Below are 5,974 nucleotides of genomic sequence, written 5' to 3' on the forward strand. Positions count from 1 at the left end.
TCCATTTCCTCTCCCCTTGACAAATCCTGCTTTTCCTTAACTTGTCACGAATCCCGCAGACCAAGAAATTGCTTATGGGAAGCAGGTACAGCAAATCATGGCAATTGAGCAAAGAAAAAATGAACTCACCCAACAACTAGTTAGAGAGCCAACAATGGTCGAATTAGCTGTTGATATTGACAAAAGTGAATTGGAAATAGCTCAAATACAAAATCAAGGTCTAGAGCCAAACAAAAAATGGTGACAGCAAACTTGCGTCTGGTGGTTTCGATTGCCAAAAAATATACTAAGCGCAATCTGAAATTCTTAGATTTGCTGCAAGAAGGGGCAATAGGTTTACAAAGGGGTGTAGAAAAATTTGACCCCAATCGCGGCTATAAGCTTTCCACCTACGTATACTGGTGGATTACGCAGTCAATCACACGGGCAATCGCAGAGAAATCCCGTACTGTACGCTTGCCAATTCATATCACCGAACAACTCAATAAAATAAAAGATTGTACAGCGAGAATTATTTCAGACACTGGGTCGTCCAGCCAGTGTTGTAGAAATTGCTGAAACTTTAGACCTACAACCAAGCCAGATTAGGGATTTTCTCAGCAGTTCAAAGCAGCCAATTTCTCTAGATGTAAAGATTGGAGATAACCAAGACACAGAACTTAGCCAACTTTTACCAGATGAGGGCATATCTCCAGACGAACATATCACCAAAGAACTTTTACGCCAAGACATAAATAGTTTATTAGAATCACTCAAACCGACGCAACGTGAAGTATTAATTTTGCGTTTTGGGTTAGAGAACGATCAAGAACTAACTTTAGCTCAGATTGGAGAGAAATTGAATGTCAGTAGAGAACGAGTTCGCAAAATTCAGCAGCAAGCAATCACTGTTCTACGTCGTCAAAAAACTGAAATTCAACAGTATTTAGTTTCCTGAAGGATACTAAAAGATGATGTTTTAGGGACTAATTAACTGAAAAGTGAGTTCTACATTGGATAAGACTTTGGAATAATTGGTATCTCCAGATCCTGATTTTAATCAATTAGCTAAAAGCTTGAGAAAGGGAGAGGAAAAGTAATTTTTTAAACATAGTTTTGCAATGGGAAATCGCCCCTATTGTCACCCTGACTTTTCACTCTAAGTACTGAAACCCCGATCAAGACTTGGGTCAGCGAAGCGAGAAAGTAAATATTGGATTGCCCAGGTGCGATCGCTTTGCGACAACAATGACAGCAGTTGCATCAAGCAGGCGCTTACTGCTCCTGAGCGGACAGCGCCTTGCGGTAAACGATTTTGTCAGCGCCCGCTTGATAAAAATCGCGTATCCGTGCTTCTTCTTCATAACCGCACTTGCGGTAGAACGCTCGCGTGCGCTCGAAGTCCGGCGTACCTGACGTTTCCACCAGTAGTACACGCTCACCGCGTCTCATCAATGTTTGCTCAACGTAGCGTAGCAGGGTCGCACCACGTCCTTGTCCTTGGCGGTCGGGTCGGATAGCAATCAACTGTAGATTCCACGTCTGATCAGTCATCCGTTCCATCTCACAGTAAGCGACCCCAACCGCCCCATTGTCATCGTCGGTAATCCAAAAGCGTTCAGCTTTGCCGTCTAGTAGAGAATCGCTGTCGCTGCTACCACCGAAGTAATCGGACAACATTTCGCCAAGCTCCTCAAGTTGGTTTGGTTGGAACAATCCGGTTGCTTCGGCTAAGGCAATCAGCGCAGTTGTATCATCGGGCATGGTCAGTCGAATCATTGCGAACTCCGTGTGTAAAACAGGTTAGCCTTTGGAATAAATATCACAACAGTTGTTATGTCGATCAAAACATAACAACTGTTGTGATAAGATGTCAAGAGACTTGTTTCATGTTGCTATAAACCGAGGAGAGCTATGAGTTATGACGCTCGCCGTATTGAAGTAACTAAAGCGGCATGGCGGGTGATTGTCCGTGAAGGATTGGATCGTGCCAGTATGCGAGCGATCGCGCAAGAACTTGGCTCTTCGACCGGGGTTGTTACCCATTACTTTCGAGACAAAGAAGAACTTATCCTATTTGCCCTGGAACAGGTGTTTGAAAACGTTCTAGAGGATATGAAAACCTGTGCCGAGGGACGACAAGGAATTGACAGACTAGCACAGATGATTTTTGTGGCTCTACCTCTGGAGGACATTGACAAAGCTGATTGGAAGGTTTGGGTGGCATTTTTGGGCTATTCTATTGGGCGCGATCGCCTTGTTCAAGAACACCAAAAACGCTATGACTTTTTACGGCAGATTATTTGTCAAGAGTTAGCTGACTTACAAAAAGCCTTGCTGATTCGAGCCGATCTTGATTTAACCCTCGAAGCCAATGCACTCATTGCCCTAGTGGATGGGATTGGCACTAGTGTTGTCATTTGTCCTGAGCAGTTCTCCGCAGATCAACAAAAATATCTTGTGCTACGACATATCAATGGTTTAATCGCATCATCTTGAACAGTTCTGGCTTTCGCGCAATAGAACGGGTAAGAAAAGTGTAGACGTTCGCGGAATCGCTCTAAGCGAACGCGAGTGCGTCTCTAAGAGTTGCCATGCCGTTCGCGTAGCGTTCCGCAGGAAAGGCGTTGCCTCTCTAAAAGTTGGCTTTACGCTTCGTTATCATACGACTGTTATAAATTGGGTAAAAGAGCTTTAAGCGATCACCAATGTGGAAGGGTGCGCGAAGACCAAAGTCCTAACCCCTGTTATCAAAGTTTGAGAACGTTGAATCAAACGAGAAAGTAAAATTGTAGAAGTTCAACACTCTTGAAAATGACTGACACACCCGAATACTTCCCTAACAGAATAGACCGTATTGAACAAATAATCTTGGGGTTGGCTGAAAGACTTTCCTAGTACACAAGAACAATTAGACAATTTAACTATTAGACAAGCTAATACCCAGACGCAATTGGATGAACTAAGCCAAGAAATGAGAGAGCTTACTAGTAACGTTGACCGTGTTCTGGGTCGTAGTGCCATTTTGGATGATGTGTTACTTGAGTTACGTGATAGCCATGAACAATATCAGCGTAATGCGTGAAGAACATCAACGCACCACAAACGCAGCATTACAAAGTCTTGAGTCTATCTTGTTACAGTTGATTAGAAATAATTCTTGAGATGCGATTATAGGAGTTAACGACCGCAGGTAGCGTGTAAAAGTACTTACGGAGAAAGTCGATTTACTGAGTATCATATTTACCATTAGAGGTTTCCAGCAAATAGTGTACACTCATCGGCGATCCACTTAGAGTTATAGGTATAATTTCAATCCCCTTTTTGAACCAACAATTTCCCAGACACCCCGGCAGTAAAACCTAAAGTCATCGCCGCCACAGTCACACTGGGCTTAATAAACAACGTTGCAATTCCGATAACTGCGCCCCAAAGACAGCCATAGCAGCAAAGGATAATCAACTGATTTTTGGGTTTAGCCCTTTCGTCTGATATGGTATGAACGAGCAGGATTTAGCCGGGGAGCAGGAATATAGCTTAGGAAATACCAATGAACTTAAGCATTCAACAGATTGTGCCGGAGGACGTTGCATTAATGGAAGCTCTATTAGCGACCTTTAGTGAGGCGTTCGATGAGGTGGAGACATATAGAAATCCGCCTAGTGCAGACTATCTGCGACAACTGCTCGATAGTGACTACTTCATTGCGATCGCCGCATTGAAAGAAGGTGAGGTCGTTGGCGGTCTCACTGCCTACGAGCTTAAAAAGTTCGAGCAGGAGCGCAGCGAGATTTACATCTACGATTTAGCTGTTGCCGCTGCACACCGACGGCAGGGGATCGCAACGGCATTAATTCAGAAGCTGAAGGAAGTAGCAGCAGCATCTGGAGCTTATGTCATTTTCGTCCAGGCGGATATCGGTGACGATCCAGCCATTAAACTTTATACAAAGCTGGGCGATCGCGAAGACGTATTGCATTTCGACATAGCAGTTAATAGCGGCAATGACAATGCCTAATGCCTATCTGAGTAGTGGCTAGGTATGATTGATTTGAGTTAGGTAGTTGATTAATTCGTGCATAGTTTTTGTGCCTTAAACTTTTATGAATGACAGCATTTCAGTTTTGATTACTATTCCAACTGTCGAATTTGTACTTAAGATGTGAATTTTGGAGTAATCTTTCGATTCCTAAGCGGATTAAATCTGGTGGAACTCCGTCTAATTTTAATTCGCTTTGGATAAACTCATTAATTGAATTAGCTTTTGTTTTCTCTAACAGTGCCAACATCTGTTGAGCTTGCGTAAGTGGTACACTACCAGAAGAACTAGCTTCGGCGTAAGAAGAATGTTGCTCGCTGGGTGCAGAATTAACAAACTGTTTGGTATCCCGGTCATAGCCAGAGAAGTTTTTTAACTGTGGCATAGGGAACCATTGATTAACACCCCCGTAATAAACCGCTCGACCAACTGGTGATTGTGCGGCAATCTCCATGACTTGGGTTGAAGTAATCTTGCGATCGCTGGGGATTAACTGTGTAGCAATCATGGCGTTGTAAGCCGGGACATTATCAGGATGAACTAACGCCACTGAAGTTAACTGCGATCGCAGTCCGCCAGAAATTCCTAAGTCATCAGTGTGAGGGTTCTGCACGACAATCCAGAAATGCCAACCGGAACTATCACCGCAAGAACAGTAAGAGATGATTTTGTCTTTGAGCCAGCCAATTTCACCCTTGGTATTTTTAAATTTGGAACAAACAGCCGTACCTTCATCTAAAATAATCAGCTTGGAGCCAGAAATATTTTGAAATTCGCTAAAGCATTCTTTGACCCATAAGACTGCTTCGGTTGGAGACATTTCTAGGATTTTAGCCCGTTTAAAAGTATCAACACGACCAAAAAAATATCCAGTTTCTTTCTCGTCACCTTTGGGGTCAATATAAAAAATGTGTATGTTAGGATGCAGCCGCTTGATAGCATCGATTGCATTGCTAATGGTGATACCTTTGCCAGAACCAGGGACACCAACCCACAGCATATTGGTAACTTTTTTAGCAATATGAGCGATTAAGTCATATTCAGTCTCTTGCTTTGAGGTGTAAGTGGAGATTTCGGTATTGACTGAAGGGGAAGAGGCACTTTGCATGGGAGAAATTTCCCCGAAGCTCCCAGCAAAGTGCCCCGTTTCCTCTTCAAACCTTGCTCCCACTAAAGGATTTGGTAATTGAGCAAATCGAGCTTGTGGGATACCAAGATTTTGCGGTTGTATCGCCTCCTGAATAACTGTTACTTGTTGGTAGTTAACTCGCGGGTCAATTGTCACTTGCGCTAAATGCCCAGACAATTGCTCACGGGTGGGAAACTGCCCACGTAGCTGAATAAACCAATCAAGTAACCAACGGTAAGCGTAAAATTTTTTTCCTGGCTCAACGGCGCTCAAGTATTCACACACCACATGAGATGATTGCTTGAGCATGGCAAACTCATACTTAGACATTGGCTCCAGATGCAGCATCAAGTCAGCCAGTTCATTTTTATAAGCATTGTATTCGTCTCTGGCAACACTATCACCCATTACCGAGAGGAACTCAAAAAAGTCACCACGTATAAAAGGAATTGGTGCAAATTGATGGGTATCGTTGAGGTCTTGCACAATAGACCATAAGTATCCCACCCCTGCAACCATTGCACCGATCGGAGCAAGTGGGGAAGTGGCATAGCAAACTGCACCAGTGGCCGCCGTCGCTAAAGTAATGAACTTAGCAAGATTCATGCCATTACGCTCATCTTTGGCGCGGACTAATAACTGGTCTTGACGCTCTTGTAACCAAGAGGCGGTATTCCCAGCTTCCAAATACTCAATGCTGGGGTAATCGTCACGTAAAAGTGCCGTTTCTTTGGTTCCTAGCATTGGTATTTGTTGCTGCATGTTCTTTTCTCTTATACCGATTTAATATGAAGCTGCATAGAATAGAGCTTCCAGGATAAAGTTAT

Annotated in this window: 4 protein-coding genes and 1 pseudogene; 3 read left to right on the forward strand and 2 right to left on the reverse strand. The window is 43.5% G+C overall.

The features are described from left to right. Positions 1–67: 67 nt before the first annotated feature. Positions 68–937: pseudogene (locus tag ACFFAP_RS34805) on the forward strand (RNA polymerase sigma factor, RpoD/SigA family). 317 nt (positions 938–1,254) lie between these two features. On the opposite strand, the gene ACFFAP_RS34810 reads toward ACFFAP_RS34805, so the two are convergent. Beyond that, positions 1,255–1,758: a GNAT family N-acetyltransferase gene (locus tag ACFFAP_RS34810; protein ID WP_375515485.1), complete on the reverse strand. Its 504-nt coding sequence runs from the start codon at positions 1,756–1,758 to the stop codon at positions 1,255–1,257. A gap of 135 nt (positions 1,759–1,893) precedes the next feature. Here ACFFAP_RS34810 and ACFFAP_RS34815 point away from each other — a divergent pair, with 135 nt between their 5' ends. Together ACFFAP_RS34815 and ACFFAP_RS34820 are read left to right on the forward strand one after the other, a co-directional pair. After that, positions 1,894–2,478, forward strand: a complete 585-nt coding sequence (locus ACFFAP_RS34815) for a TetR/AcrR family transcriptional regulator (RefSeq protein ID WP_375515486.1) — start codon at positions 1,894–1,896, stop codon at positions 2,476–2,478. Between the two features lie 1,051 nt (positions 2,479–3,529). Continuing rightward, positions 3,530–3,997: an AAC(3)-I family aminoglycoside N-acetyltransferase gene (locus ACFFAP_RS34820; RefSeq protein WP_375515487.1), complete on the forward strand. Its 468-nt coding sequence runs from the start codon at positions 3,530–3,532 to the stop codon at positions 3,995–3,997. A gap of 100 nt (positions 3,998–4,097) precedes the next feature. On the opposite strand, the gene ACFFAP_RS34825 is transcribed toward ACFFAP_RS34820, so the two are convergent. After that, a complete protein-coding gene (locus ACFFAP_RS34825) occupies positions 4,098–5,909 on the reverse strand; it encodes a hypothetical protein (protein ID WP_375515488.1) in 1,812 nt (603 codons plus the stop codon). Between the last annotated feature and the right edge of the window lie 65 nt (positions 5,910–5,974).

The organism is uncultured Nostoc sp. (assembly GCF_964245575.1).
Lineage (GTDB): Bacteria > Cyanobacteriota > Cyanobacteriia > Cyanobacteriales > Nostocaceae > Nostoc.